We start from the raw sequence: 26,018 nt of genomic DNA on the forward strand, positions 1-26,018 counted from the left end.
CTCGGTCAGGATCAGAACACCACCAGCGCCCTGCCGCCCTTGCCCGCGCGCATGCGGTCGAAGGCCGCGGGGATCTCGTCCAGGGCGATGCGGTCGGTGACCAGGGCGGACAGGCTGAGGCGGCCCGCGCGGACGTGGTCGGCCAGGACCGGCAGGTCGGCCGCCGGGTCGCAGTTGCCGTACACGCAGCCCGAGAGGGTGCGGCCCCAGTGGAAGAGCTCCAGGGCGTTGAAGGTGACCCGCTGGTCCTTGCCGCCGATGCCGACGACCGTGGTGCGGCCGCCGCGGCGGGTGGACTCCCAGGCCGCGCGGATGGTGACCGCGCGGCCCACGCACTCCACGGCGACGTCGACGCCGTGGCCGCCGGTGAGCTCGCGCACGGCGCGGGCCGTGGTGTCCGAGGCGACGACGTAGTCCGTGGCTCCGGCCTCGCGGGCCAGGGACTCCTTCTCGGGGGCCACGTCGACGGCGATGACCTGGGCCGCGCGGGCGATCCGCGCCGCCTGCAGGGTGGCGAGGCCCACGCCGCCGACGCCGAAGACGGCGACCGTCTCGCCCTCGCGGACCTGCGCCGCGTGGTGCACCGCGCCGTATCCGGTGAGGACGGCGCAGCCGAGGAGGGCGGCGTCGGCGAGGGGCACGCCGTCGGGCGCGGGCAGGACGCACCCTGCGGCCACCACCGTCTCCTCCGCGAACGCGGCCACGTTCAGGCCGGGGTGCAGCGGGGTGCCGTCGGCACGGCGGGCGTACACCCCGCCCATGCCGGTGAGCGCGTCACCGCACAGCCAGACCTCGCCGAGTCCGCAGGCGTGGCACTTCCCGCAGGACGGAGCCCAGTTGAGGACCACGCCGTCGCCGGGGGCGACATGGGTGACGCCGGGGCCGACGGAGACCACGGTGCCCGCGCCCTCGTGGCCGAGGACCACCGGGACCGGCACCCGCATGGTGCCGTCCGACAGGGACAGGTCGGAGTGGCAGACCCCGGCGGCGGCCAGGCGCACCCGCACCTGGCCGGGGCCTGGCTCGGGCAGCTCTATCTCGCTGATCTCCAGGGGGGAGCCGATGGCGGGCAGGACTGCGGCGCGGACCACGATGACGTTTCCTCCAGGGACGGGGGCGTATACGGGGGTGCGTGTACGGGCGTGTGCCGGGGGTGTGTACCGGGGGGCGGGGCTAGAACTGGAGCGATTTCGTCTGCAGGTACTCCGCCAGGCCGTGCCTGCCGAGTTCTCGGCCCACGCCCGACTGCTTGTAACCGCCGAACGGGGCCAGCGGGTTGAAGCGCCCCCCGTTGATGTCGACCTGCCCGGCGTCCAGGCGGCGGGCGAAGGCGACCGCCTCCGCGTCGTCCGCCGCCCACACCGCGCCCGCGAGCCCGTACACGGTGCCGTTCGCGATGGCCTCGGCGTCGGCCTCGTCCTCGTAGCGGATGAGGGAGACGACCGGGCCGAAGATCTCCTCCTGCGCGATGGTCATCTCCGGGGTGACGTCGGCGAAGACGGTGGGGTGCACGTAGTAGCCGCGCTCGCGCGGGGCCTCGGGGCCGCCCGCGACCAGGCGGGCGCCCTCCGCGACGCCCTTCTCGATGTAGCCGCGCACGCGGTCGCGCTGGCTCGCGCTGACGACGGGGCCGATGCGCTCGCCGTACTTGGCGGCGGCCCGCGCCGCCAGGGCGACCGCCTCGTCGTACCGCGAGGTGTGCACGAGCATGCGGGTCCAGGCGCTGCACGTCTGGCCGGAGTTGGCCATCACGTTGGCGACGCCGACGTTCACGGCCTTGACGAGGTCGGCGCTCGGCAGGATCACGTTGGCGGACTTGCCGCCGAGTTCGAGGGCGACGCGCTTGACGGCCGCGCCCGCGATCGCGCCGATCTTCCTGCCGACGGCCGTCGAGCCCGTGAACGACACGAGGTCGACGCCTTCGTGCTCGGCAAGGGCCTGGCCCGCGACCGGGCCGAGCCCGGTGACCAGGTTGAACACCCCCGCGGGCAGGCCCGCCTCATGCACGATCTCGGCGAACAGCTGGGCCGTCAGCGGGGTGTTCTCGGCGGGCTTGAGGACGACCGTGCAGCCCGCGGCGAGGGCCGGGGCGACCTTGGCGACGATCTGGTGGAGGGGGTAGTTCCAGGGCGTGATGGCGCCGACGACGCCGATCGGCTCGGCGTGGACCGTGGAGTTGCCGACCCGCTCCTCGAAGGAGTACGTGGCCGCGAGGTCGGCGTACGAGCCCGCGACCCGCACCGGTACGTCCGCGTGCACCGACTCGGCGAACGGCGGCGGGGCGCCGAGTTCGGCGGTGACCGTCTCGGCGATCTCGGCCCTGCGGGCGGCCAGGCCGTCGCGGACGGCGGCGAGCCTCGCGGCGCGGTCCGCGGGTGGGGTCGCCGCCCACGCGGGGAGCGCCGCGCGGGCGGCGCGGACGGCGGCGTCCACGTCGGCCGGGGTGCCCGCGGGGACGTGGGCGATGACCTCTTCGTCGGCCGGGTTCACCACGGGGATGGTGTCCGGGGTGGTGGCGGGGCGCCAGTGCCCCGCGATGTACATGCCGGTGTGGGGCTTCATGGCCCCCAAACTAGCGCCGATAGTTTTTCCCCACCAGGCCCTCTGGCCGAGCTGTTTCCCCCCACCCACCCGCCCCTCCCTCGCGCTACGCGCGTGTCCTCAAGCGCCGGACGGGCTATATCTCCCACCCGCCCGCCCTTACACCTGCGGCTGCAACGGCACCCCCCGACCTAGCGGCTCGCGGGTGGGTGGGTGGGAAAACACCGCGCGAGCGCGGGAACACCCGCGCCAGCGCGGTGATCTAGCCGTCCGGCGGCAGTTCAAGCCCGTCCGGCGTTTGAGGACAAGCGCGCAGCGCGGAGATTCAGCCCGTCCGGCGTTTGAGGACAAGCGCGCAGCGCGGAGATTCAGCCCGTCCGGCGTTTGAGGACAAGCGCGTAGCGCGGTGTTTCAGCCCGTCCGGCGTTTGAGGACGAGGCGCGGAGCGCCGATATCGGTGAGCGGGGGAACGGGGGCAGCCGCACCCGGAGTGGGAAGGGGCGGGCCTGGGGCGCGCCGCGAGGTCAAGGGGTGCGCGCCCCCAAGCCCGCCGCCGCCCCCAAAAGCACCCCCAGCGTCACGAACGGCGCCCCCACCCCCGCGACCCCGGCGACGAGCCCGGCCGCGGCGGGCGCGGCCACCTGCCCGAGCCGGTTCCCGGTGAGCCGCAGCGCGAGCGCCGTGGACCGCGCCCCGTCCGGCACGGCCCGCACCACGGTCGTCATGGACAGCGGCTGCCCGACCCCGAGGCAGAACCCGAGCAGGGCGAGCACCACGCCGAGCGCCCACACGGGCAGCGGCAGCGCGACCCCGGCGCACAGGATCCCGCCGAGCAGACAGGTCCCGACGATGAGGGCCCGCCGCCCGACGAGCCGGATCAGCGGCGTCATCACCAGACGGCAGGCGATCGTGGCGCCCGCCCGCAGGCTGAGCAGCACCCCGACGGTCGCGGGCGCGATCCCCCGGTGCTCGCCGACGACCGGCAGATACGCGGTGAGGATGTCCGTGGCGGAGAGCACCGCGAGGCTGACGGCCATCCCGGCGGGCACCCCGCGCGCGCCCAGGATGCGCCGCACGGGCACCTTGTCGCCGGGCCCGCCCGGGGCTCCCCGCGCCGAACGCCGGGTCCTGGCGCGCTCGATGCGCCACAGCGAGGCGAACGCGGCGGCCGCGACCCCGGCCGAGGCGAGGAGGGCGAGCGCGCTGGTGCGCCCGGTGTCGCCGCCGATCAGCGCCCCGGCCGCGAGGGGCCCGACGAGCTGCCCGAGGGAGGCTCCGATCGTGAAGTGGCCGAAGTTCCGGTCCTGTTCGGCGGGCTCGGACTGGCGGGCGACGACGGACTGCGCGCCGATGACGAAGCACAGGTGGCCGAGGCCCAGCACGGCGCTGTACGCGGCGAGCGTCCCCAGGGACGCGGCAGTGCCGCTGAGCGCGCAGCCGCCAGCGATCAGGATGACGCCGACCGTCAGCAGGGGCGCGCAGCGCGCGTGGTCGGTGCGCCGCCCGAGCGGCACCGCGGCGAACAGCGGAAGCAGCGCGTACGCCCCGGCGATGACACCGATGGCGCGTTCGTCGGCGCCGAGCGACAGGGCCCGGTACGACACGGCGGGCCTGGCCATGGACACCGCGCCCTGCGCGCAGCCGAAGGCGATGACGAGCCGCAGCAGCCAGCCCCTGCCGCCGTGGCGCCGTCCCATCAGATGACGCCGAAGAGGATCCCGGCGCCGAGGACGACGAGCGAAGTGAGCACGGCCCACTTCACCGTGAACCGGGTGTGGTCGCCGAACTCGACCTTGGCCATGCCCACGAGGACGTACACGGCGGGCACGAGCGGGCTCGACATGTGCAGCGCCTGACCCGCGATGGAGGCACGGGCGATCTCGATGGTGGAAACGCCGTGGGCGTTGCCCGCCTCGGCGAGGACGGGCAGGACGCCGAAGTAGAAGCCGTCGTTCGACATGAAGTACGTGAGGGGGATCGAGAGCAGGCCGGTGACCAGGCCCATCTGGCCGCCCATGCCGTCGGGGATGGTGTTCACGAGCCAGTCGGCCATGTGGTCGACCATGCCGGTGCCGGTGAGAACGCCGGTGAAGACGGCGGCGGCGAAGACCATGCCGGTGACGTTGAGGACGTTCTCGGCGTGCGCGGCGATGCGGGCCTTCTGGTCGGGCATGTGCGGGAAGTTGACAGTGAGGGCGAGCGCCGCGCCGAGCAGGAAGAGCACCGGGATCGGCAGCAACTCCATGATCATCGCGGTGAGCAGAAGCACCGTGAGGCCCGCGTTGAACCAGTACAGCTTGGGCCGCAGGGTGGGGCGGTTCGGGTCGAGCCCCTGGAAGCCGTCGTCCTCGTCGGCGTCCGGTCCGGCGACGGCCGTGGCGGGGCTGGCACCGCTCCCGGCGCCGTCACCCGTGGCCGTGCCGGATGCGCCCGTACCGGACGCGCCCGCGCCAGATCCCGTACCGGAACCACCTGTACCGGAACCACCCGTACCGGAACCACCCGTACCGGAACCGCCCGCGCCGGAGCCCTTGGTGAAGCTCACCCGGCGGGACACCCCGTCGCCGTCGCCGCCCGTGCCGACCAGCGCGGGCTCGCCCGCGGCCGTCTCGCGCTCCAGGACCTCGTCGAGCGACAGGACGCCGAGCCGCTTGCGCTCGCGCAGGCCGAGCGCGTACGCGAGGACGAAGACGGCGACGAGGCCGACGGCGAGCGCCGGGATCATCGGGACGAAGATGTCGGCGGCGTCGACCTTCAGGGCGGTGGCCGCGCGGGCCGTGGGGCCGCCCCAGGGCAGGGTGTTCATCACGCCGTTGGCGGTGGCGGCGACGCCCGTCATCACGACGAGGCTCATCTTGAGGCGCTTGTAGAGCGGGTACATCGCCGAGACGGTGATCATGAAGGTGGTGGAGCCGTCGCCGTCGAGCGAGACGATCGCGGCGAGCACGGCGGTGCCGACGACGATCCGCATCGGGTCGGCCTTGCAGAAGCGCAGGATGCCGCGGACGATCGGGTCGAAGAGGCCGACGTCGATCATGACGCCGAAGTACACGATGGCGAACATGAGCATCGCGGCCGTGGGTGCGAGGTTGCCGACGCCGTCGAGGACGTAGTCCCCCAGGTGGGCGGCCTTTCCGACGAAGACGCAGAACAACGCGGGGATGAGTACCAGGGCCGCGATGGGCGACATCTTCTTCATCATGATCAGCACCAGGAAGGTGGCGATCATGACGAATCCGAGGATTGTCAGCATGGGAGCTACCTATCGTTCACCGTCGAACTGCCACCAGGTCTGGCGGTGCGGATGACGGTAGGACCCGCTCTCCAGCGTTAACAAGATGTTGACGTGCGAGCAATAAGCGCAAAACTCCAGGTCAACGCGGTGCCTGCGGGGCGGGCTCGGTGAGCGGAACGACGGTCACGGCGAAGCCGTTGAGCACGGCCGTGCCCGAAAGGGGGTCCAGGAGGCTCCCGTCGAGGAGCTGGTTGACGTTGGCCCCGGGGTTCTCGCCCGCGACGGTGAGCCGGGTGCCGGGCCGGTCGTGGCCCCAGCCGTGGGGCAGGCTCACCACCCCCGGGCGCACGGCGTCCGTGATCTCCACCGGGACCGTGATCTCGCCCCCGTCGGCGCTCACGCGGGCGCGGGCGCCCTCGCCGAGGCCGAGGCGGACGGCGTCGCCGGGGTGGACGTGGAGGGTGCAGCGGTTGGAACCGCCGGTGAGGGCGGGGACGTTGTGCATCCAGCTGTTGTTGGAGCGCAGGTGGCGGCGGCCGACGAGGACGAGTGCGGCGGGCGCCTCGGACAGGGCCCGGGTCAGGCGTGGCAGATCGGCGGCGATCGGCTCGGGGAGGAGTTCGACGCGCCCGCTGCGGGTCTTGAGCACGGAGGGAAGGCGGGAGGTCAGCGGCCCGAGGTCGATGCCGTGCGGGTGGTCGAGGAGCCGCGCGAGGCTCAGGCCTTCGGGCTCGGCGCCGAAGCCGTCGCCGTACGGGCCGAGGCGCAGCATCAGGTCCAGGCGCCGCTCGGGTCCGCTCTCGCCGGTGAGGAGCGCGGCCAGGTCCCCCGGGTCGCGGCCGTGCACGGGGCCGTGCGGCTCGGTGACGGCCTTGGCGAGGGTCCGTTCGACGGCGAGGGCATCGACGGCCGCCGGGTCCGCGCCGTGCGCCCCGGTCGCGGCGAGCGTGAGCCGGGCGAGGATCTCCGTCTCGGGCATCCGGCCTGCGGCCAGGGGGACGGCGGCGCGGGTGTAGCGCACCTGGTTGCGGACGGCGAAGGCGTTGAAGGCGAAGTCGTGGTGGGGGCTCTGCGCGGGCGGGGGCGGCGGCAGGACGACGTGGGCGTGGCGCGCGGTCTCGTTCAGGTACGGGTCGACGCTGACCATGAAGTCCAGGCCCGCGAGGGCCTTGTCGAGGCGGTCGCCGTCGGGGGCGGAGAGGACGGGGTTGGCGGCGATGGCGACGAGGGCGCGCACGGGTCTTTCGCCGAGGCCGCTGTCCGGCACCCGGGGCGGGGTGTCGATCTCCTCGGCGAGCGCGGCGATGGGCAACTCGCCCTTGGCTTCGGGGTGGCCGCTGACGCGGCTGCGCCAGCGGCCGAGCGCGAAGCCCTTGCCGGGGCCCGCGGGGCGGGGCGCCCGGTCGGTGGCGGCGAGGGGGAACAGGGCGCCGCCGGGCCGGTCGAGGTTGCCGGTCAGGACGTTGAGGACGTCCACGAGCCAGCAGGTGAGGGTGCCGAGGGCGACGGTGCTCGCGCCGACGCGCCCGTAGACGGCGGCGGTGGGCGCGGCGGCGAGGTCGTGGGCGAGAGCGCGGATCGTCGCGGCGGGCAGGTCGCAGGCGGCGGCGACCGCTTCGGGGGTGAAGTCCCGCACGGCGTGCCCGACGTCGGCGACGCCGGTGACCTGTCCGGCCAGGGCGCCGAGGTCGGTCAGGCCGTCCGCGAACAGGACCTGGACCATCGCGGCGAGCAGCAGCGCGTCGGTGCCGGGCCGGATCGCCAGGTGCCGGTCGGCGAGCTTGGCGGTGCGGGTGCGGCGCGGGTCGACGACGGTGAGGCGGCCGCCGCGGGCGCGCAGCGCCTTGAGCCTGCCGGGGAAGTCGGGTGCGGTGCACAGGCTGCCGTTGGAGTCCAGGGGGTTGGCGCCGAGCATCAGCAGGTGGTCGGTGCGGTCCAGGTCCGGTACGGGGATCGCGAAGGGGTCGCCGAAGAGCAGGCCGCTGGAGACGTGCTTGGGCATCTGGTCGACGGTGCTCGCGGTGAACAGGCTGCGGGTGCCGAGGCCGCCGAGCAGCAGCGGCGGGTAGAGGGCGCCCGCCATGGTGTGCACGTTGGGGTTGCCGAGGACGACGCCGACGGCGTGCGGTCCATGCCGCTCGACGACCGGGCGCAGTCCGGCGGCGACGGCGTCGAACGCCTCGTCCCAGCTCGCTTCCCGCAGCTGTCCGCCCGCGCGGACCAGGGGGCGGGTCAGCCGGTCGGGGTCGGCGTCGGCCGCGCCGAAGGAGGCGCCCTTGGGGCAGATGAAGCCGTGGCTGAAGACGTCGTCGCGGTCGCCGCGGGCGCCGGTCACGCGCGTTCCTTCGATGGTGAGGGTCAGTCCGCAGGTGGCTTCGCAGAGCGGGCAGATGCGCAGGGCGGTGCGGGGCATGGGCCCTCCAGGGGCGGCGGCACGGGTGCGCGGTACGCCCTCAGCATACCGACCGGTATGCACAATGCCAGGGGCGTGGGGAGCCCCAGAGGGGCCCGGGGTCAGCCGAGGGCGCGCTCGACGTACGCGTCCAGCAGGGTGCGGGTCTCCTCGACGAGGTCGGGGTCGCCCGCCGGGTCGGCACGGAAGGCCAGTTGGAGGAGCGCGTCGACGGCCTCGACGGCGACGAGCACGGCGCGGCGAAGGCGGGCGTCGGCCGGGCGGCCGAGGTGTCCCGCGAGCAGCTGGGCGACGCGGTCGGCGACCGTCTCGTTCGCGTCGGGCATCGCCTCGGGCGCCGAGGGGACGCCGAAGTCGACGCGGCCGAAGCCGGGGACGGTGCGCTTCATCAGCAGGTACTCGTCGAAGGCGGCCCCGACGGCGCCGCGCGGGTCGCCGCGCGGCACCCCTGCCATCCGGGCGGTGACGCGGCGGGCGTAGGCGTCGAGGTTGCGGTGGGCGAGCGCGTCGGCCAGGGCGCGCTTGTTGCCGAAGAAGCGGTAGACCGAGCCGATGGGGACGCCCGCGCGCTCGGCGACGGCCCGCGTGGTCAGGTCCTCGTAGCCGACCTCGTCGAGGAGGTCCGCGCAGGCGTCGAGGATCCGGGCCAGGCGCTCGGCGCTGCGGCGCTGCACGGGGGTGCGGCGCAGCGCGGCGCCGTCGAGCCCCGCGCGGGGGGCTCGGGCACCGGCACTGTCGCCGTTCCGGTCGCGCATCCCGGGAGAGTAGAGCACCGTTCACATTTCACGTATCCCCTTGCGCGGTGAATTATCGATTCCTATGGTGTTCCATAGGAATCATTGGCACGGGAGCCGAGGAGCTGGCATGAGCGGGGACCACCCGAGGGACGCAGCGCGCAAGACGGCCGAGGGACTCCAGTACCTCTCCGGATTCGGCAACGAACACAGCTCGGAGGCGGTCCCCGGCGCCCTGCCCCACGGCCGCAACTCACCCCAGCGCGCCCCCCTCGGCCTGTACGCGGAGCAGCTGAGCGGCACCGCCTTCACCGAGCCGCGCGCCCACAACCGCCGCTCGTGGCTGTATCGCGTCCGCCCCTCGGCCGCGCACCCGGCGTTCACCCGCGTCGACAACGGCGCGATCCGCACGGCCCCCTTCACGGAGTCCGTGCCCGACCCCAACCGGCTGCGCTGGAACCCGCTGCCGGAGCCCGCCGAGGGCACCGACTGGCTCGCGGGCCTGTGGACGCTCGGCGGCAACGGCGACGCGACGCAGCGCACCGGCATGGCCGTGCACCTCTACCACGCCAACGCCTCCATGGACCGGGTGTTCAGCGACGCCGACGGCGAGCTCCTGATCGTCCCCGAGCACGGCGGTCTGCTCCTGCGCACCGAACTGGGGCTGCTGCACGCCGAACCGGGCCACGTCGCGCTGATCCCGCGCGGCGTCCGCTTCCGCGTCGAGCTCCTCGACGACAGTGCCCGGGGGTACGTCTGCGAGAACTACGGCGCCGCCTTCCAGCTCCCCGACCTCGGCCCGATCGGCGCCAACGGCCTCGCGAACGCCCGTGACTTCCAGGCCCCCGTGGCGGCTTACGAGGACGTCGAGGGACCGGTCGAGGTGGTCAACAAGTTCTGCGGCAACCTCTGGTCGGCGACGTACAGCCACTCGCCGCTCGACGTCGTCGCCTGGCACGGCAACCACGTGCCGTACGTGTACGACCTGCGCCGCTTCAACGTCATCGGCACGATCTCCTACGACCACCCGGACCCGTCGATCTTCACGGTGCTCACCTCGCCCTCGGACACCCCGGGCCTCGCGGGCGTGGACTTCGTCGTGTTCGCGCCGCGCTGGCTGGTCGGCGAGGACACCTTCCGGCCGCCGTACTTCCACCGGAACGTGATGAGCGAGTACATGGGCCTGATCGAGGGGGCCTATGACGCCAAGGCGGAAGGCTTCGTTCCGGGCGGGGGTTCGCTGCACAACATGATGTCGGCGCACGGCCCCGACCGGGAGACCTTCGAGCGGGCCAGCGCCGCCGAGCTCAAGCCGCAGAAGATCGACGACGGCCTGGCGTTCATGTTCGAGACCCGCTGGCCGGTGACCGCCACCGCGCAGGCGGCGGGCGCCGGCCATCTGCAGCGGGCGTACGACGATGTGTGGCAGGGTCTTGAGCGTCATTTCCGGCCGTAGTACCACCGCTTCCGGCCGCTGTTCCGCGTCGTAACGGAAGTACGGAGTTCCACGTGACCGCTTTCGCCCCGGACTCGATCGTCCTGAACCGGAAGCTGCCCCTCTGGTATCAGGTGTCGCAGTCCCTGCGCGCCTCGATACTCGGCCGGGCACCGGACGCCCCGCTGCGCCTTCCCACCGAGGAGCAGCTCGCGGGGCACTACGGAGTGAGCGTGCTGACCATGCGCCAGGCCCTCAAGGAACTGGAGGCCGAGGGCCTCATCAGCCGGCACCGGCGGCGCGGCACGTTCATCGAGCCCGGGGTGCAGCGCGGTTCGCCGGTGCGGCTGCTCGGCTCGGTCGACGCGATCGTGGCCCAGCAGTCCGGCATGGACACCAAGCTCCTGTCGCACGGCCGGGAGCCGGTGCCCGCCGACCTCGCCGAGCACTTCCCCGACCTGGCCGAGGTGGCGACCTACCACCGGCTGCGCAGCGACGCCAAGACCGGCGAGCCCACCAACCACGCCCGCAACCACGTGCGCCCCGACCTCGCCGAGCGCATCGACCCCGTGGCCCTGGAGCGCTGGCCCATGACGAAGGTCCTGCGCGACGAGGTGGGCGTGGCCATCTCCCGCATCACCGACACGGTGGAGGCGCGCCTGGCGGACCCGGAGACGGCCCGCCTGCTCCAAGTGCCGCTGCTCAGCCCGATCCTGCACTACACGGGCATCACGTACGACACCGAGGGGCGGGCCTTGGACGTGGCCCGCATCCAGTACCGGGGCGACCGCTTCTCCTTCACCGTCACGCTCGAGGCCACCTGACGCCGCCGGAGCCGTGCGACGGCTCGCCGCGGGCCCGCCGGGCCGTCGTACGATGCCGGGCGTGACGTACGAGGACGCGCCGCAGCTCGCCGATCTCATGCCGTGGTCCGTCGCGCCGCTCAGGACCGGGCGCGGCTGGCCGATGGGGCCCGACGCCGCGTCCCTGAAGGCCCGTTGGGACGCGTTCGTGCGGGCCGACGCGGCCGGGCGCGAGGCGCTGCTCCGGCCGAGCCGGGCCCGCACCCTGCACACGCCGGTCGCGCGGCTGCCCGGCCAGGGCGGCGGCACGGTGCGCCTGGCGCGCGAGCACGGCCCCTGCCCCGAACCCGTCCGCGTGCTGCACGGCCCCTTCGACGAGCAGTGGCTGCTGCCCGACCACCGGCTCCTGGACGCGGCCCGGCCCGAGCTGTGGCGGGTCATCGGCGCCGGTCAGCTCTTCCTCACCGAGCAGGGACACGTACCCGACGCGGACGCGGGGCCCGCCGTCCTTGCCTCCGCGGTGCTGCCGGACGGGCACTCCCCCGCCGGGCGGCCCGGCCGCATCCGGCCGCTGTACCGGCGCCCCGGCGGCGTCGAACCGAACGTGGCACCCGGCCTGTTGACGCACCTCGGCGAGCGGTACGGCACGGACGTCACCCCCGAGGACCTGCTCGCCTGGACGCTGGTGGCCGCCGAGGCCGCCGCCGGGGGCCGCGTGGTGCCGCTGCCCTCGGACGCCGGTGCGTGGGCGCGGGGCCTTGAGGTGGGGCGCCGGGCGCTCTGGCTCCAGCTGCGCGGCGACGCCGGTCAGCGGCCCAAACTCCCGGGCGGGCGGCGCCCTTACGTGCGCGCGCCGCTGCCCGCGTGGCCCACGGCGCTCGACTACGACCGCGAGGAGGAGACCCTGCGCGTCGGCGCGGACGGGGTGGTCGCGCCGGTGCCCGCCGGGGCGTGGGACTTCCGGGTCAGCGGGGTGCGGGTGCTCCGGCTGTGGTTCGAGCGCCGGGTGGCCCGAGCGGAGCCCGGCACGCTGGAGGCGCTCGGCCCGTCCGCGTGGCCCCAGGCCTGGACCTCCGAACTCCTGGAGCTGATCACCGTCCTGGCCCTGCTCGCGGAGCTGCCCGCGCTCGCCCTCGGCCCCGGGCCCGGGATCACCGCCGCGGACCTGCGTGCGGCGGGGGTCCTTCCCGTCCCTGCGGGGGCGCGGCGTCCGGCGTCGGTCCTTGACCACGACGAGGAGGGCCCCGAGGGCCAGTTCGCCCTGCTGTGACCCCGGCGTCGACGGGGGTTCCCGGGGTTCACGCCGTCCCCCGGCGCAGCAGCGCCACCAGGCTCAGGGCCTGGAGCACCGCGAGGAGCACGACCCCGGCGTGGAAGCCTGACGTGCCGCCGCCCGCGAGCCCGTAGGCGAGCGCGGAGACCGCGGGGCCCACCGTGAAGCCCAGCGTCCGCAGCGTGTTGGTGACCCCGCCCGCCGTCCCGACCAGGTCCGGCGGCGTCGCCGCCAGGATGCCCGTGTTGACCGGCGTGCCGAACAGCGCCTGTCCCGCGCCCGCGAGGGCGAGGCGCCAGCCGATGTCCCACAGGCCCGCGTCCGGCCCGAGCGTGAGCATGCTCAGCACTCCGGCCGCGGTCAGCGCGGCGCCCACCGCGCCCACGAGCCGCTGGGGGAAGCGGTCGGCGAGCGCCCCGCCGAGCGACGCGGTGAGCGCGACCGCCCCGATGAAGAACATCATCGCGAGCCCCGTCAGGGACGCTCCCGCGTCCAGGACGTCGGCGACGTAGTACGGCAGCAAGAAGTACGACAGACCGGTGAAGGTGCCGCTGAGGAACAGGGCGAGCACGGGCAGCCCCACGCCCGGAAGGCGCAGCAGGTCGAGCACCGGGCGCGCGGTGCGCAGGCGCGCCCACCACGCCCCGCCCGCGAGGGCCACGGCGGCGGCCGCGCCCGCGGCGACCGGCTTGTCCGCGTCGATCCGGTCGAAGGCGACGAGCAGCGCCGTGACGGCGCCGCCGAGCACCACCCCGTCCCCGGCCAGGGCGCGGCTCGGCGGCGCGAGGCCCTTGTCGCCGCGCGGGATCAGCCGCGCGCCCAGCCACACCACCGCGATCAGGACGGGGATCTTCAGCAGGAACACCGGCCGCCAGCCGTAGGCGTCGACGACGACCCCGCCGAGGGACGAGCCGCCCATCGAGCCGATCGGCATGATCGTGGCGATGTAGCCCATGGCGCGGCCCCGGCGCTCGGGCGGCACGCTCGCGGCGACCACCGGCATGTACAGGGCGGCGAGCACGGCGCCCGCCACGCCCTGGAGCACGCGGGCGGCGATCAGCACCGGCAGGTTGGGGGCGAGGGCGGCGAGCACGCTGGTCAGTCCGATCGCGGGCACCGCGAGCAGGAACACCGCGCGGACGTCCACGCGGTCGCTCCAGCGCCCCGCGGGCAGCGCGAGCGCCGCCGTGGGCAGCGCGTAGGCGAGGAGCACCCACTGGGTGCCGGAGGAGCCGACGCCGAGGTCGTCGCCGATCGCGGGCAGCGTCACGGCGGACAGGCTGAGCTCCAGGGTGACCATGAGCATGGCCAGGGCCATCACGACCACGGGCGCCCAGCGGGTGGGCGGCGGGGCCGCGTCGGGTGGGGTGCGGGAGGCCGCTGAGGTGGGTCGCGTCATGCCGTCGACGCTACGAAGGCACGGGCCCGCGCCGCCTCTGTCGGATGACTGGGGTGCCGGGGCGGGCCCGCCCCGGTCACCGACCCCAGTCACCCACCCCAGTCATCCGACAGAAGCGAGGCCTCCGCTCCCGCTCCTAGCGTCGGTCACGTCAGCCCACGGCACGGACCGAGAGGACCACCCCATGCACGCCATCCGACTGCACGCCTTCGGCGGCCCCGAAGAGATGCGCTACGAAGAGGTCGCCGACCCGCGGCCGGGACCGGGGCAGGTCCGCGTCGCCGTGCGGGCGGTGGGCGTCCACCTGCTGGACACCGCCCTGCAGCGCGGCGCGGGCGACGAGCTGCCGTTCCCGCTGCCGGACCTGCCCGTCACGCCAGGACGCGAGGTCGCGGGCGTCGTGGACCGGCTCGGCGACGGCGTCGGCGAGGAGTGGCTCGGGCGCCGCGTCGTCACCCACCTCGGCCTGGTCAACGCGGGCTACGCCGAGCTCGCGGTCCGCGAGACCGCGGCCCTGTTCCCGCTGCCCGACGCCCTGTCGTACGAGGCCGCGATCGCGATGGTGGGCACCGGCCGGATGGCGCTCGGCGTCCTCGACGTGGCCGCTCCCACGCGGGACGACGTGGTCCTGGTGACCGCGGCCGCGGGCGGCATCGGCTCACTGCTCGTGCAGGCGGCGCGGAACATCGGCGCGACGGTCGTGGGCGCGGCGGGCGGCCCGGAGAAGACCGCGCGGGTGCGCGCCCTCGGCGCGGACGTCGCCGTCGACTACGCCCGCCCCGGCTGGGCGGACGAGGTGCGCGCCGCGCTCGGCGGCCGCGAGGTGGGCGTCGCCTTCGACAGCGTGGGCGGGGCCGCGGGCCGCGCGGCGTTCGACCTGCTCGGCTACGGCGGCCAGTTCGCGATGTACGGCTGGTCGTCGGGGACGCCCACCGCGTTCACGTCCCAGGAGCTGCACGAGCGGCTCCTGACGGCGACGTACGCGCTCGGCCCGCGCATCCTGCGGGTGCCGGGCGGCCTGCGGGCGCTTCAGGAGCGGGCCCTCGCCGAGGCCGCGCGGGGCAGCCTCGTGCCGCCGGTGACGACGTTCCCGCTGCGCGAGGCGGCCGCCGCGCACCGGGCCCTGCTCGGCCGGGCGACGATCGGCAAGGTCGTCCTCGTACCCGGCGACGTACCGTCCGAAGACTCCTCCTCCCACGACTCGAAGACGAACCCGAAGGCGAAGGTGGCGTGATGACGATGCGCGCGATGGCCCTGACCGAGTACGGCGCCCCGGAAGTCCTGCGCCCCCTGGAACTTGACGTTCCGGAACCTGGTCCCGGGCAGCTGCGGGTGCGGGTGCGGGCCGCCGGTGTGATGCCCTTCGACACCGGCGTCCGGCAGGGCGTGATGCGCCCGCCGGGCACGGCGTTCCCGATCGTGCCCGGCAACGAGTTCGCGGGCACGGTGGACGCGCTGGGGCCCGACGTCACGGCGTTCTCCCCCGGCCAGGCGGTGCTCGGCTTCACCCTCCTCGGCGCGTACGCGCCCTACGTCGTCGTCGGCGCCGACCAGGTGGTGGCCAAGCCGGACGCGATGGACTTCGTCAGCGCGGGCGGCTTCTCCGGCAACGCGCAGGGCGCGCACATGGCACTCAGCGCGGTCGGCGTGCGCCCCGGCGACACGGTCCTCGTCCACGGCGCCGCGGGCGGATGGGGCACCCAGGCCGTGCAGTTGGCGCGGGCCTGGGGCGCCGCGACCGTCATCGGCACCGCCAGCGCGCGCAACCACGACTACCTGCGGAGCCTCGGTGCCGTGCCCGTCGCTTACGGCGAGGGCCTGGAGGACCGCCTGCGCGCCCTGGCGCCCGACGGCGTCGACGCGGCCGTGGACGGCGCGGGCCCCGCCGCCCTGCGCGCCTCGGTCGCCGTGGTGCGGGACCGCCGGCGGGTGGCGACGATGCTCGCGGACGAGGAGGCCGAACGCCTGGGCGTGCCGCTGCTGCGCGGCACCCGCACGGCGGAGCGTCTGGCCGAGGTCTCCGCCCTGTACGCGAAGGGGCTGCTGCGGGTGCACCTGCGCGCCACGTACCCCTTGGCGGAGGCGGCCGCCGCGCACCGCGCCGTGGAGTCGGGGCACGGCCGGGGCAAGGTCGTCCTGACCGTCGGCTGACCGGGACCGGGCGGACCCGCACCCCCGGGGGAAGCGGGGGAATATCCCGCACCCGGGCGCGGCTGAGATGAACCATGCTCGAAGGCCGCACCGAGGAACTGTCCCAGCTCACCGCCCTGATCGCGCGGGCCCGCCAGGGGCACAGCGCCGCCCTGGTGCTGCGCGGCGAGGCGGGCATCGGCAAGTCCGCCCTCCTCGACGAGGCGGCGGCGTCCCTCACGGAGGCCGCTCCCCAGGGGCGGGTCCTGCGCACCACCGGCGTGGAGGCCGAGAGCGAACTGCCCTTCGCGGGCCTGCACATGCTGCTGCACCGGGTCACCGACCGCGTCGGGAACCTGCCCGCCCCGCAGGCGGCGGCCCTGCGCACCGCGCTCGGCCTCGCGGGCGACGGCCCCGGCGACCGGTTCCTGACGGGCGTCGCCCTGCTGACGCTGCTGTCCGAACTGGCGGACGGCGACGCCGGCGGGGCGCCGCTGCTGTGCGTGGTGGACGACGCGCACTGGCTGGACCACGCGTCGGCGGACGCCCTGCTGTTCGCCGCGCGCCGCCTGACGGCCGAGGGCGTGGTGATGCTGTTCGCGGCCCGCGAGCCGCACGCGCCGCCGTTCCCCGCGCACGGCCTGCCCGAGCTGCGCCTGACCGGCCTCGACGACGACGCGGCGGACCGGCTGCTCACCGCCCACGCCGCGGATCTGCCGCCGTACGCGCGCCGCCAGATCCGCGCCGAGGCGCGCGGCAATCCGCTGGCCCTGCGGGAGCTGCCCGCCGCCCAGCGCGAGGGCCACCTCACGACGCTCGGGCCCTCGGCGCCGCCGCCGGGCCAGACCCGGGTCGAGCAGGCCTTCGCCGACCGCGTCGCCGCGCTGCCCGAGGCCACCCGGACCCTGCTGGTGGTCGCGGCGGCCGAGGGCACCGGCGACCTGGAGGCGATCGCGGCCGCGGCGGCCCGCCTCGGCGCCGCCGTCACCGATCTGGAGCCTGCCGAGCGCAAGCAGCTGGCGCGCGTCGAATCCGGGCGGCTCGCCTTCAGCCACCCGCTGATCCGGACCGCCGCCTACCGCGGCGCCCCGCTCGCGAGCCGCGTCGCGGCCCATCGCGCGCTCGTCGACGCCCTGCCCCGCGGGGGCGACGCGGACCGCGCGGCCTGGCACCTGGCGGCGGCCACCACCGAGCCCGACGCGCACGTCGCGGACGTCCTGGAGGAGACCGCGGGGCACGCCCGCGCCCGCGGCGGCCACGCGGCCGAGGCCGCCGCCTTCGAGCGGGCCGCGCGGCTCACCCCGGACGGCCGCGAGCGCGCCCGGCGCCTGGCGCTCGCCGCGTCGGCGGCGGCGGACGCGGGCCAGGGCGACCACGCGGAGCGGCTCGCCCTGCGCGCGGGCCCGCACCTCGGCGACCCGGCGCTGCTCGCCAGGATCGCCCGGGTCCGCGCGGGCGTGGCCCGCGAACGCGACCAGCCCGAGGCCGCCCACACGGTGCTCGTGGACGCCGCGTCCGCGCTCGCAGAGCGGGCGCCGGGCACGGCGGCACAGCTGCTGTACGAGGCGATGACGGCGGCCTGGGCGACGGGGCACGGCCCGGCCGTGGCCGACATCGCGGCCCGGGGCGCGGCGCTCGCCGCCACCGCGCCGCCCACACCGCCCACACCGCCCACGGCACCGCCGTATCTGCCCGCCGTCGCGGGCCTGGCCCGGCTCGCCGCCGGGGACCCGGGTGGGGCGCTGCCGCCGCTGCGGGCCCTCTTCGACTCCGTACGCGCCGACGCGCACGGCCTCAGCCTGCGGGAGCGGGCCTCCATCGCCGGGTGGTTCGCCCCGCTCGGCGACCTGGAGAACGGCGTCGCGCTCGCTGCGGAGCTGGAGCGGGAGTGCCGGGAGCGGGGCGCGGTGGGGCCGCTGCCGCTGGTGCTGCTGCTGCGGGCGCGCGCCCGGATCCTGCTCGGCCGCCACAGCTGCGCGCTCACCGGCGCGGCCGAGGGCGTCCGCATCGCGCGGGACAGCGGCCAGCGCCACTACGCGGCCCAGCTGACGGGCGTCCTCGCCTACCTCGCGGCGCTCGACGGTGACGAGGCCCGCGTCAAGGAGCTCGCGGGCGCGATCGGCCCGGGGCAGGCCCCGCCGGGCCGGGTGTGGGCTGCGGCCGCCCAGCCGCTGCTCGACCTGGGGCTCGGCCGCTACGAGGAGGCGCTGCGCGGCTACGAGGACCTGGCGTCGGGCCCCGCGGGCCGCACGGTCGTGGCCCTGCACTGTCTGCCGGAGCACGTGGAGGCGGCGGCGCGCGCGGGGCGGCCCGAGCGGGCGCGGGAGGCGGCCGAGCGGTACGCGCGCTGGGCGGAGCACACGGGCGCGGCCTGGGCGCGGGCGATCGCGGCCCGGTGCCGCGCGCTGCTCGCCGACGAGACGGCGGCCGCCGGTGCGTTCGAGGAGGCGCTGGCGCTGCACGGCGGGGACGGCAGGCCGTTCGAGCAGGCCCGCACCCGGCTGCTCTGCGGCGAGTGGCTGCGGCGCGCGGGCCGCAGGAGCGAGGCGCGGGCGCCGCTGCGCGCGGCGCTGGAGGCGTTCGAGCGGGTCGGGTCCGCGCCGTGGGCGCGGCGGGCGGCGGCGGAGCTGCGGGCCACCGGGGAGAGCCGGGCGCACCGGGGCGGGGAGCGGGCGGCGCTGGAGCGGCTTACGCCGCAGGAGCGGCAGGTGGTGCGGCTCGCGGCGGCGGGTCTGACCAACCGGGACATCGGCGGGCAGCTGTTCTTGTCCCCGCGCACGGTGGGCTACCACCTGTACAACGCGTATCCGAAGCTCGGAGTGTCCTCGCGGGGCGAGCTGGCCCGCCTCGGCCTGCGGGAGCGGGAGGAAGTGGACGAGGTAAGTCCGCCCGGCGGCTGAGGGCGGGCGCGCGACGCTACAGCAGGGCACGGGCCGGGGCGGGCACGCCAACGCGCCTGTGTGACGGGGGAGTTACCGTCACCAGGCGCACAGGTGCCGAGCAGTGGGCGACGGGGGAAGCGTGGGCCCCCCGGAACCGCCCAGGACGCCCACGCCAGAGGTCAGTGGCCGCCGAACAGCGTGCGGCGCAGCCTGCGCAGCGGCGCGAACAGCGAGACGCGACGCACCTGCGCGCGCTTGCCGCTTCGCTCGTGCGCGGCGCCACGCGAGGTGAGCTCGCGCATCAGCAGCGTCGCCTCGGCCGCCTCGCGCTGCGGGACGGCGGGGCCGCCCAGCACCGAGAGATGACGGTCGAGACGCGAGCTGGTCGCGCCGCTCCCACATGTGATCGCAGGGACCCTCGCCCTGCTGCGCACTGTTATCTGTTCCATGTCACTCCCCACCCGTACGAGGGCACCCGGCCCAGGGCAGGTTAACCCTATCGCCCCAGCATGACACTCGTGTATCCCGGTGGCGGGATTCACCTTCTCCACAAGGAGGTTGACGGTTACTCTCCGAATCCAACTGATTCCAGGCCGAGTTGGACGAGGGGCGAGGTGGTGGGCCTGGGCGAGCCACCGGCGGGTTCGGTGGTGACAGCGAGTGACCGTACCCCCGGGGTCAGATCCTGGGCGACCACCGGCGTTTCGCCATCGAGCAGCCCGAGCGAGCGGGGCGCGGCCCCGGCGCGCATCACCCACAGTTGATGCGCGCGCCCCTTCGGCGGGCCGCCGAGGCCCGTGACGCTCACCACGGCCCGGCGCTCGGCGCGGGACGCGACGACGTTGATGCCGCGTCCGCGCGCGTCCCTTCCGGTGTCCGCGCGGGCGTCGGGGGCGGCCAGGACGTGGGCGATCTCACGTGCGGCGGCGCGCTCGTCGTCGAGTTCGCCGTCGGTGCGGACCAGTGCGAAGGCGAGCAGGCCCGCCGCGAGGAGGGCGAGCACCGCGGCGGACGTGGCGAGCAGGAACGGGCCGCGGGCGGCGGCGCGGCGCACGGGCACGGCCGCCGCGGGCGGCGCCGCGTGGAGTGCCGGGGCCTCTGGGGGTTCCTGTGCCGTCGTACGGACGGCGGCGAGGATGCGGTCCCGCAGGTCCGGGGGCGCGGGAACGGAGGCCGCGCGCGCCAGGCGCAGGGTGTCGACGGCGAGCGCGCGCACCTCGTCGGTGCACCGCCCGCAGGAGGCGAGGTGCTTCTCGAAGCGGCGCGTCTCGTCCGGGTCGAGGGCGTCGAGCGCGTACGGCACGGCGAGGGAGTGCGGGCCGCGGCCGAACCGCACCCCGCTCACGTACCGGCGCAGGCGGCGCAGCGGGGCGGGCCCTTCGCTGCTCCCTCCGCGGGCCCCTTCGCTGCTCCCTCTGCGGGCCCCTTCGCGGTCCCCTCCGCGGCTCCCTTCGCGGCTCATGCGGCGGCGCCCAGACAGTCCCGGAGGCGCAGCAGGCCGTCCCGCATCCGGGTCTTGACCGTGCCGAGCGGCACGGAAAGGCGCCGGGCCACCTCGCGGTAGGTGTAGCCGTCGTAGTAGGCGAGGGTGACCGCCTGGTGCTGGAGGTCGGTGAGGCGCTCCAGGCAGCGGCGCACCCACTCCCGCTCCAGGCTGCCCTCCACCTCCTCGACGACCTGGTCGAAGGCCGGGCCCTCGTCGCGGTGGGCCGCGCGCCGCTCGCGCTCACCGGCCGCGCGGGCGCTGCGCACCCGGTCCACGGCCCTGCGGTGGGCGAGGGTGAGCACCCACGACAGGGCCGAGCCGCGCGCCGGGTCGAAGCGCCCGGCGGTGCGCCACAGCTCCAGGAGCACCTCCTGGGTGACCTCCTCGGACTGCGCGCCGTCCCGCAGGACTCTGCGCACCAGGCCGTACACCGGCCCCGACACCAGGCCGTACAGGTCCTCGAATGCCTTGTGGTCGCCGCGGGCCACTCGTGGCAGCAACTCGTCCGCCTCCACCGCGTCCCCCCTCTGTTCGCGGGCGCTCAATTCTGGACTCGGCGGTGGTTCGGGGCGAGCCCCTGGACCGGATTGCCGCGCGCGCCCCGGATTTCCCCGCCGCCGGGCCAATCCGCCGGGCCCCGGGCGCCGAATGGCGTGCGTCAGGCGGACCGCGCGGTGAGCGCGCGGCCGCACTCTCCACAGTTGAGGACGGACGCGATGTCAGCAGTCGTCACCAGGCGTGCGAAGCGGCGGAATTTCCGGGCCGTCGCCGCGCTCGTCTGTGGTGCGCTGGCCGCCGGGGGGCTCGCAGCCGCCGGGGTCAGCACGCTCGAACCGGAGGCGGCCAGCGCCTCCAGCCACCGTGAGGCCCCGTTGATCTCGGGGCAGCCGCAGTACGACAACACGGACGTATACGCCTTCGTCAGCCCCGACCGGCCCGACACGACGACGCTCGTCGCGAACTGGGTGCCGTTCGAGGAGCCCGCGGGCGGTCCCAACTTCTATCCGTTCCCCGAGGACGCCCAGTACGACGTGCACATCGACAACGACGGCGACGCGCAGGGCGACCTGCTCTACCGCTGGACGTTCGACACGCGCACCCGGAACGGGGACACGTTCCTCTACAACACCGGCCCGGTCACCAGCCTGGACGACCCGGACCTGAACGTGACGCAGACGTACGACATCGAGCTGCTGCGTCTGAAGGACCAGAAGGTCGTCTCCACCAAGAAGGTCGCCGACGACCTGCCGATCGCGCCGTCGCACGTCGGCAAGGCGTCCATGCCCGACTACGGCAAGCTGCGCGACCAGGCCGTGCGCAAGCTGCCTGGCGGGAACACCGCGTTCGCCGGGCAGGCCGACGACCCCTTCTTCCTTGACCTCAGGGTCTTCGACCTGCTGTACGGGGGCGACCTCTCGGAGGTCGGCCGGGACACGGTCGCCGGGTACAACGTGAACTCGGTGGCGCTTCAGGTGCCGAGCGCCGAGATCCGGCAGTCCAAGGACCAGCCGACCGTCGGCGTCTGGTCGACGACGCAGCGCAAGAACGCGGCGGGCAAGTGGACGCAGGTGTCCCGGCTCGGCGCGCCCCTGGTGAACGAGGTCGTCGTCCCGATGAAGGACAAGGACAAGTTCAACGCCTCCGCGCCGTGGAACGACGCGCAGTTCCTGCCGTACGTCCAAAAGCCCGAGCTGCCGAAGCTCATCGAGAAGTTCTACAAGATCAAGGCGCCCAAGGAGCCCCGCAAGGACCTGGTCTCGGTGTTCCTCACCGGCGTGAAGGACCTCAACCAGCCGCCGAACGTACGGCCCGCCGAGGCGCTGCGCCTGAACACGTCCATCAAGCCCGCCGCCTCGCCGAAGCGGCTCGGAGTGATCGACGGCGACAACGCGGGCTATCCGAACGGGCGGCGGCTCGCCGATGACGTCCTGGACATCTCGCTCCAGGTCGTCGAGGGCGAACTCGTGGGCCAGAAGAACGACTTGGGCGACGCGGTCGACGCCAACGACAAGCCGTTCGGGAACTCCTTCCCGTATCTGGCGCTGCCCACCGCCGGATCGCGGGGGCCCGTGGCCGAGAAGGGCGGCGGCTCGGGCAACAGCGCCCGGGACGCCCTCGCCGGCGGGGCGCGGCCCCTCGGCTCCGGCTCCTCGGACTCCGACGACACGGTGCTCGTGGCCTCCGCCGCGGCCGGTGGTGCCGGGGTCCTGCTGGTCGGGCTCGGGCTGCTGTGGTGGCGCCGCACGCGCGGCGTGCCGGCCGGGGGTGGCTGACATGGGCCGTGCCTCTGGGCGCGGGCTCGCCGCCGCCATCGCCCTCGCGGTCGCGCTGACCGCGGGCGCGGTGGTCGTCGGCGGGTCACCGAAGGAGGAGGGGCGGCCGTCAGCGGCGGCCGCCCCGCCCGCCGCCGCCTGGGAGCGGCTGCCGCCGGGCGACCTGGACCGCGGCGTCGCGTCCCTTCGGGAGCAGGTGCGGGCGCAGCCCAGGGACGCCCGTTCCTGGGCCGCGCTCGGCCTCGCGCACGTCGAGCAGGCGCGGCTGCGGGGCGATCCGTCCCGGTACGCCGAGGCCGAGCGCGCCCTCGGCCGGGCGCTCGCGCTGCGGCCCGGCGACGACGGCGCGCTCGCCGGGCGGGCGGCTCTCGCCGCCGCCCGGCACGACTTCGCCGGTGCGCTGCGGCACGCGGACCGGGCGCTCGCCGTGAACCCCTACAGCGAGCGGGCCCTTGCCACGCGCGTCGACGCGCTCGTCGAACTCGGCCGCTACGACCGGGCGTGGCGCGCGGTGCGGCAGGCCGACGCGCGCCGCCCGGGCATCCCGGTGTTCACGCGGTACGCGTACGTACGGGAGCTGCGCGGCGACGTGGCCGGGGCGCGGCGGGTGCTGCGGCAGGCGGCGGGGGACGCCCGGACGCCCGGGGACGTCGCCTATGTCGCCACGGCGCTGGCGCAGTTGGCGTGGCGGCAGGGGGACCACGCCGCGGCCCTGCGGCACTGCGCCGCCGCGCTGCGGGCCGAGCCCGGGCAGGCGGCCGCCCTGGAGACGCGGGGGCGCGTCAGGGCGGCGCGCGGCGAGACGGCCGCGGCGGTCGCCGACCTGCGGGCCGTCGTCGCCCGGCAGCCGCTGCCCGGACCGCTGGTGGCCCTCGGCGAGCTCCACGAGGCGCGCGGGGAGCGGGCGCGGGCCCGCGAGCAGTACCGGCTCGTGGACGCCTGGACGCGGCTCGCCCGCGCCAACGGCGTCGACCCCGACCTCGACGTCGCGCTCGCCGCGGCGGACCACGGCGACCGCGCCGAGGCCCTGCGGGCCGCGCGGGGCGCGTGGGAGCGGCGGCGCACGGTGCACACCGCGGACGCCCTCGCCTGGGCCCTCCACGTCAACGGCCGCGACCGGGAGGCGCTGCGCTATGCCCGGCGGGCGACGTCCACGGGGTTCCGTGAGGCGTCCTTCCGCTACCACCGGGGCGTCATCGAGTCGGCGCTCTCCCCCCGGGCCGGGCGCGCCTGGCTGCGCTCCGCCCTCGACCTCAACCCCGGGTTCTCGCCGCTGGGCGCCCGGGAGGCACGACGGCTGCTGGGGGGTGACGTCATGACGGTACGTCCACGACGTCCGAGTGCGGGCCGGCGGCTGACGCCCCCGCACCCCCGCACGGCGAACACCTCCCGCCCACCCGACCCCACCCAAAGGGCCGCGAACCCCACACCCTCCGACGGCGGCACGCCCGCTGCCCAGAACGGCACCATGACAGCCCATCCACACCTTCCGGACACAGCCCGCAGGCTCACGCCCCCACGCCGCCACGCGACGAACACCACCCACCCGCCCACCGACTCACCCGGCCTCACCAGGCCCGACCACACCCAACACACCGCGAACCCGCCACCACCCGACGGCGGCACGCCCGCTGCCCGAAACAGCACCATGACGGCTCATCCGCACTCTCCGGACACGAGCCGCAGGCTCACCTTCCTACGCCGCCGCACGGCGAACGCCTCCCTCCCGCCCACCGGTCCACCCGGCCCCACCGGGCGCGACCACGCGCGAGGCGCTGCGGGCGCGCCACCGGCCGACGGGGGCGTGTCCTCTTCCCGTGCGGGCGCGGTGCGGGGCAGCGCGGGATCGGCGTCGTCCCAGGGCCGGGCCGCCGCGGCCCGGCGGCCGTCGCGCTGGGCGGGGGGCTTGCGGCGCGGGCGGTGGGTGCGGCGGGTGCTCGTCGTCGTGGCCGTGGTTCTGGGTGCCGCCGTGCCGGTGGGAAGCGCCGAGGCGCACCCCCTCGGCAACTTCACCGTCAATCAGTACGACGGCCTCCGGCTCGCCCCGGGCGCCCTCGTCGTGGAGCACGTCGAGGACCTCGCCGAGATCCCCGGGTCCCAGGCCGAGCCCGCCATCGCCCGGCAGGGCGAGGCGCGGTGGGCCAAGGACCGCTGCCGCGCGGCGGCGGAGGGCACCCGGGTCCAGGCGGGCGGCCGCCGCGTCCCGGTCACCGTGGCCACGGCCCGCGCCCGGGTGCGTCCGGGCCAGGCGGGCCTGCCGACGGTGCGCGTCGAGTGCCGGCTGACCGCCGGACTCCCGCGCGGAGCCTTCGCCCTGCGCTACCGGTCGGCCCCGCAGGACGCCCCGGGCTGGCGCGAGATCACCGCGCGCGGCGACCGCGTGACCCTGTCCGGCGCGACCGTGCCGACGGACTCCGCCTCCCGGCGCCTCACCCGCTATCCGCCCGGGGCCCCGTCCCCGGACACGACGTCCGCCCGGCTGCGCGCGACCCCGGGCGGCCCCGCCCTCGCCGAGGACCCGGTGGCGCCCGACTCCGCCCTGCCGCGCGCCGCGACCGACGCGCTCACCGGGCTCGTGGCCCGGCACGACCTGACCCCGGCCTTCGCGGCCCTCGCCCTGGCCACCGCGATGTTCCTCGGGGCCCTGCACGCCCTCGCGCCCGGCCACGGCAAGACCCTGATGGCCGCCACCGCCGCCGCGCGCGGGCGCGCCTCCCTGCGGGACGTCCTGCCGCTCGCCGCGTCCGTGACGGTCACCCACACGCTGGGCGTGGTGGTGCTCGGGCTGCTCGTGGCGGGCGGCTCGGCGGCGGCGCCCTCGGTGGTGGCGTGGCTCGGCGTGGCCAGCGGCGCACTGGTGGCGGGCGCGGGCGCCCTCCTCGTCCGCAGGGCGTGGCGGCGCGGCCGCGCGCACCACGGACATACGCACGCCCACAGCCACCACCCACACCACCACGAACACCCCCACCCGCACTCCCACGACCACGCGCACCCACACCACCACGGCCACTCCCACCCGCCCCCCACGCTGCGCGGCACCCTGTTCCTCGGCTTCGCCGGGGGCCTGGTGCCGAGCCCCTCCGCCGTCGTGGTGCTCGTGGGCGCGGCTGCGCTCGGCGAGGCCTGGTTCGGGGTGCTGCTCGTCCTCGCGTACGGGGCGGGGCTCGCCGTCACGCTGACGGCGGCCGGGTTCCTGGTCGTGCGGCTCGGTTCGGCGGCGGGGCGGCGCCTGGCCCGGCGCCGCCGCCTGCCGCGTCTCGCCCACCGCTTCGCGCCGCTCGGCTCGGCCTGCGTGGTGCTCGCCCTCGGGTGCGGATTGGTGGTCAAGGGGGCGGCAACCGCGCTGGGTTGAGCTACTTTTGGGGGGTATCGCACGGCTGCGAATGGGGGGCTCGTGACCGATCAGACGCGTGT

At 75.7% G+C, this 26,018-nt stretch carries 18 protein-coding genes; 8 read left to right on the top strand and 10 right to left on the bottom strand.

Features of this window, described 5'->3' with window-relative positions:
• Positions 1–11: 11 nt before the first annotated feature.
• The 6 genes from AC07A4_RS25000 to AC07A4_RS25025 form a co-directional block, all read right to left on the bottom strand.
• Positions 12–1,091: a zinc-binding dehydrogenase gene (locus AC07A4_RS25000; protein WP_478602369.1), complete on the bottom strand. Its 1,080-nt coding sequence runs from the start codon at positions 1,089–1,091 to the stop codon at positions 12–14.
• A gap of 82 nt (positions 1,092–1,173) precedes the next feature.
• On the bottom strand, positions 1,174–2,562 hold the full coding sequence (locus tag AC07A4_RS25005) for an aldehyde dehydrogenase family protein (RefSeq protein ID WP_478602370.1): 1,389 nt from the start codon (positions 2,560–2,562) through the stop codon (positions 1,174–1,176).
• A 503-nt stretch (positions 2,563–3,065) separates the two neighbouring features.
• A complete protein-coding gene (locus tag AC07A4_RS25010) occupies positions 3,066–4,238 on the bottom strand; it encodes an MFS transporter (RefSeq protein ID WP_478602372.1) in 1,173 nt (390 codons plus the stop codon).
• Positions 4,238–5,794 carry a CitMHS family transporter gene (locus AC07A4_RS25015; protein WP_478602374.1) on the bottom strand — a complete coding sequence of 519 codons (1,557 nt, stop codon included), beginning with the start codon at positions 5,792–5,794 and terminating at the stop codon, positions 4,238–4,240. Before AC07A4_RS25015 ends, AC07A4_RS25010 begins: the two co-directional genes overlap by 1 nt.
• 121 nt (positions 5,795–5,915) lie before the next feature.
• A complete protein-coding gene (locus AC07A4_RS25020; protein ID WP_478602375.1) occupies positions 5,916–8,189 on the bottom strand; it encodes a molybdopterin-dependent oxidoreductase in 2,274 nt (757 codons plus the stop codon).
• 101 nt (positions 8,190–8,290) lie between these two features.
• On the bottom strand, positions 8,291–8,944 hold the full coding sequence (locus AC07A4_RS25025; protein ID WP_478602377.1) for a TetR/AcrR family transcriptional regulator: 654 nt from the start codon (positions 8,942–8,944) through the stop codon (positions 8,291–8,293).
• Positions 8,945–9,053: 109 nt separating this feature from the next.
• Between AC07A4_RS25025 and hmgA the strand changes: the two genes are divergently transcribed.
• From hmgA to AC07A4_RS25040, 3 genes are read left to right on the top strand one after another with little or no spacing between them, the layout of a single operon-like run.
• Positions 9,054–10,379: a homogentisate 1,2-dioxygenase gene (gene hmgA, locus AC07A4_RS25030; RefSeq protein WP_478602379.1), complete on the top strand. Its 1,326-nt coding sequence runs from the start codon at positions 9,054–9,056 to the stop codon at positions 10,377–10,379.
• Positions 10,380–10,432: 53 nt separating this feature from the next.
• Positions 10,433–11,182, top strand: coding sequence for a GntR family transcriptional regulator (locus AC07A4_RS25035; protein WP_478602381.1), 750 nt, complete (start codon positions 10,433–10,435; stop codon positions 11,180–11,182).
• Positions 11,183–11,234: 52 nt separating this feature from the next.
• Positions 11,235–12,431 (top strand): type ISP restriction/modification enzyme, encoded by a 1,197-nt coding sequence (locus AC07A4_RS25040; protein ID WP_478602463.1) that lies wholly within the window; start codon positions 11,235–11,237, stop codon positions 12,429–12,431.
• Between the two features lie 28 nt (positions 12,432–12,459).
• Here AC07A4_RS25040 and AC07A4_RS25045 read toward each other — a convergent pair whose 3' ends face one another.
• Positions 12,460–13,833 (bottom strand): MFS transporter, encoded by a 1,374-nt coding sequence (locus AC07A4_RS25045; protein WP_478602382.1) that lies wholly within the window; start codon positions 13,831–13,833, stop codon positions 12,460–12,462.
• A gap of 184 nt (positions 13,834–14,017) precedes the next feature.
• Here AC07A4_RS25045 and AC07A4_RS25050 point away from each other — a divergent pair, with 184 nt between their 5' ends.
• The 3 genes from AC07A4_RS25050 (at position 14,018) to AC07A4_RS25060 (ending at position 18,863) form a co-directional block, all read left to right on the top strand.
• Complete coding sequence (locus AC07A4_RS25050) at positions 14,018–15,067, top strand: zinc-binding dehydrogenase (RefSeq protein ID WP_478602384.1); 1,050 nt, start codon at positions 14,018–14,020, stop codon at positions 15,065–15,067.
• Complete coding sequence (locus AC07A4_RS25055; RefSeq protein ID WP_478602386.1) at positions 15,067–15,984, top strand: NADP-dependent oxidoreductase; 918 nt, start codon at positions 15,067–15,069, stop codon at positions 15,982–15,984. The genes AC07A4_RS25050 and AC07A4_RS25055 overlap by 1 nt, the downstream gene beginning before the upstream one ends.
• 74 nt (positions 15,985–16,058) lie before the next feature.
• A complete protein-coding gene (locus AC07A4_RS25060) occupies positions 16,059–18,863 on the top strand; it encodes a helix-turn-helix transcriptional regulator (protein WP_478602388.1) in 2,805 nt (934 codons plus the stop codon).
• A gap of 161 nt (positions 18,864–19,024) precedes the next feature.
• Here the strand turns inward: AC07A4_RS25060 and AC07A4_RS25065 are convergent, their stop codons facing one another.
• The 3 genes from AC07A4_RS25065 to AC07A4_RS25075 all read right to left on the bottom strand — a co-directional run bounded on the left by AC07A4_RS25065 (position 19,025) and on the right by AC07A4_RS25075 (position 20,876).
• Entirely contained in the window at positions 19,025–19,294 is a 270-nt protein-coding gene (locus AC07A4_RS25065; protein ID WP_478602390.1) for a hypothetical protein, read from the bottom strand.
• A gap of 116 nt (positions 19,295–19,410) precedes the next feature.
• A complete protein-coding gene (locus AC07A4_RS25070) occupies positions 19,411–20,307 on the bottom strand; it encodes an anti-sigma factor (RefSeq protein WP_478602392.1) in 897 nt (298 codons plus the stop codon).
• Complete coding sequence (locus tag AC07A4_RS25075) at positions 20,304–20,876, bottom strand: sigma-70 family RNA polymerase sigma factor (RefSeq protein ID WP_478602393.1); 573 nt, start codon at positions 20,874–20,876, stop codon at positions 20,304–20,306. Before AC07A4_RS25075 ends, AC07A4_RS25070 begins: the two co-directional genes overlap by 4 nt.
• Before the next feature lie 171 nt (positions 20,877–21,047).
• On the opposite strand from AC07A4_RS25075, the gene AC07A4_RS25080 reads away from it, so the two are divergent.
• Both AC07A4_RS25080 and AC07A4_RS25085 read left to right on the top strand, forming a co-directional pair.
• On the top strand, positions 21,048–22,604 hold the full coding sequence (locus tag AC07A4_RS25080; RefSeq protein ID WP_478602395.1) for a DUF4331 domain-containing protein: 1,557 nt from the start codon (positions 21,048–21,050) through the stop codon (positions 22,602–22,604).
• Between the two features lies 1 nt (position 22,605).
• The gene (locus tag AC07A4_RS25085) at positions 22,606–25,956 is read left to right on the top strand and encodes a hypothetical protein (protein WP_478602397.1); all 3,351 of its coding nucleotides are present in this window, start codon (positions 22,606–22,608) and stop codon (positions 25,954–25,956) included.
• Positions 25,957–26,018: the final 62 nt, after the last annotated feature.

The organism is Streptomyces sp. NPDC043996 (assembly GCF_056435225.1).

Excerpts from the sequence above, each read along its gene's own strand:
- AC07A4_RS25005 (WP_478602370.1), bottom strand. The coding sequence starts at position 2,562 with ATGAAGCCCCACACCGGCATGTACATCGCGGGGCACTGGCGCCCCGCC.
- AC07A4_RS25010 (WP_478602372.1), bottom strand. The coding sequence starts at position 4,238 with ATGGGACGGCGCCACGGCGGCAGGGGCTGGCTGCTGCGGCTCGTCATC.
- AC07A4_RS25015 (WP_478602374.1), bottom strand. The coding sequence starts at position 5,794 with ATGCTGACAATCCTCGGATTCGTCATGATCGCCACCTTCCTGGTGCTG.
- AC07A4_RS25020 (WP_478602375.1), bottom strand. The coding sequence starts at position 8,189 with ATGCCCCGCACCGCCCTGCGCATCTGCCCGCTCTGCGAAGCCACCTGC.
- AC07A4_RS25025 (WP_478602377.1), bottom strand. The coding sequence starts at position 8,944 with ATGCGCGACCGGAACGGCGACAGTGCCGGTGCCCGAGCCCCCCGCGCG.
- hmgA (WP_478602379.1), top strand. The coding sequence starts at position 9,054 with ATGAGCGGGGACCACCCGAGGGACGCAGCGCGCAAGACGGCCGAGGGA.
- AC07A4_RS25040 (WP_478602463.1), top strand. The coding sequence starts at position 11,235 with ATGCCGGGCGTGACGTACGAGGACGCGCCGCAGCTCGCCGATCTCATG.
- AC07A4_RS25045 (WP_478602382.1), bottom strand. The coding sequence starts at position 13,833 with ATGACGCGACCCACCTCAGCGGCCTCCCGCACCCCACCCGACGCGGCC.
- AC07A4_RS25050 (WP_478602384.1), top strand. The coding sequence starts at position 14,018 with ATGCACGCCATCCGACTGCACGCCTTCGGCGGCCCCGAAGAGATGCGC.
- AC07A4_RS25055 (WP_478602386.1), top strand. The coding sequence starts at position 15,067 with ATGACGATGCGCGCGATGGCCCTGACCGAGTACGGCGCCCCGGAAGTC.
- AC07A4_RS25060 (WP_478602388.1), top strand. The coding sequence starts at position 16,059 with ATGCTCGAAGGCCGCACCGAGGAACTGTCCCAGCTCACCGCCCTGATC.
- AC07A4_RS25065 (WP_478602390.1), bottom strand. The coding sequence starts at position 19,294 with ATGGAACAGATAACAGTGCGCAGCAGGGCGAGGGTCCCTGCGATCACA.
- AC07A4_RS25070 (WP_478602392.1), bottom strand. The coding sequence starts at position 20,307 with ATGAGCCGCGAAGGGAGCCGCGGAGGGGACCGCGAAGGGGCCCGCAGA.
- AC07A4_RS25080 (WP_478602395.1), top strand. The coding sequence starts at position 21,048 with ATGTCAGCAGTCGTCACCAGGCGTGCGAAGCGGCGGAATTTCCGGGCC.
- AC07A4_RS25085 (WP_478602397.1), top strand. The coding sequence starts at position 22,606 with ATGGGCCGTGCCTCTGGGCGCGGGCTCGCCGCCGCCATCGCCCTCGCG.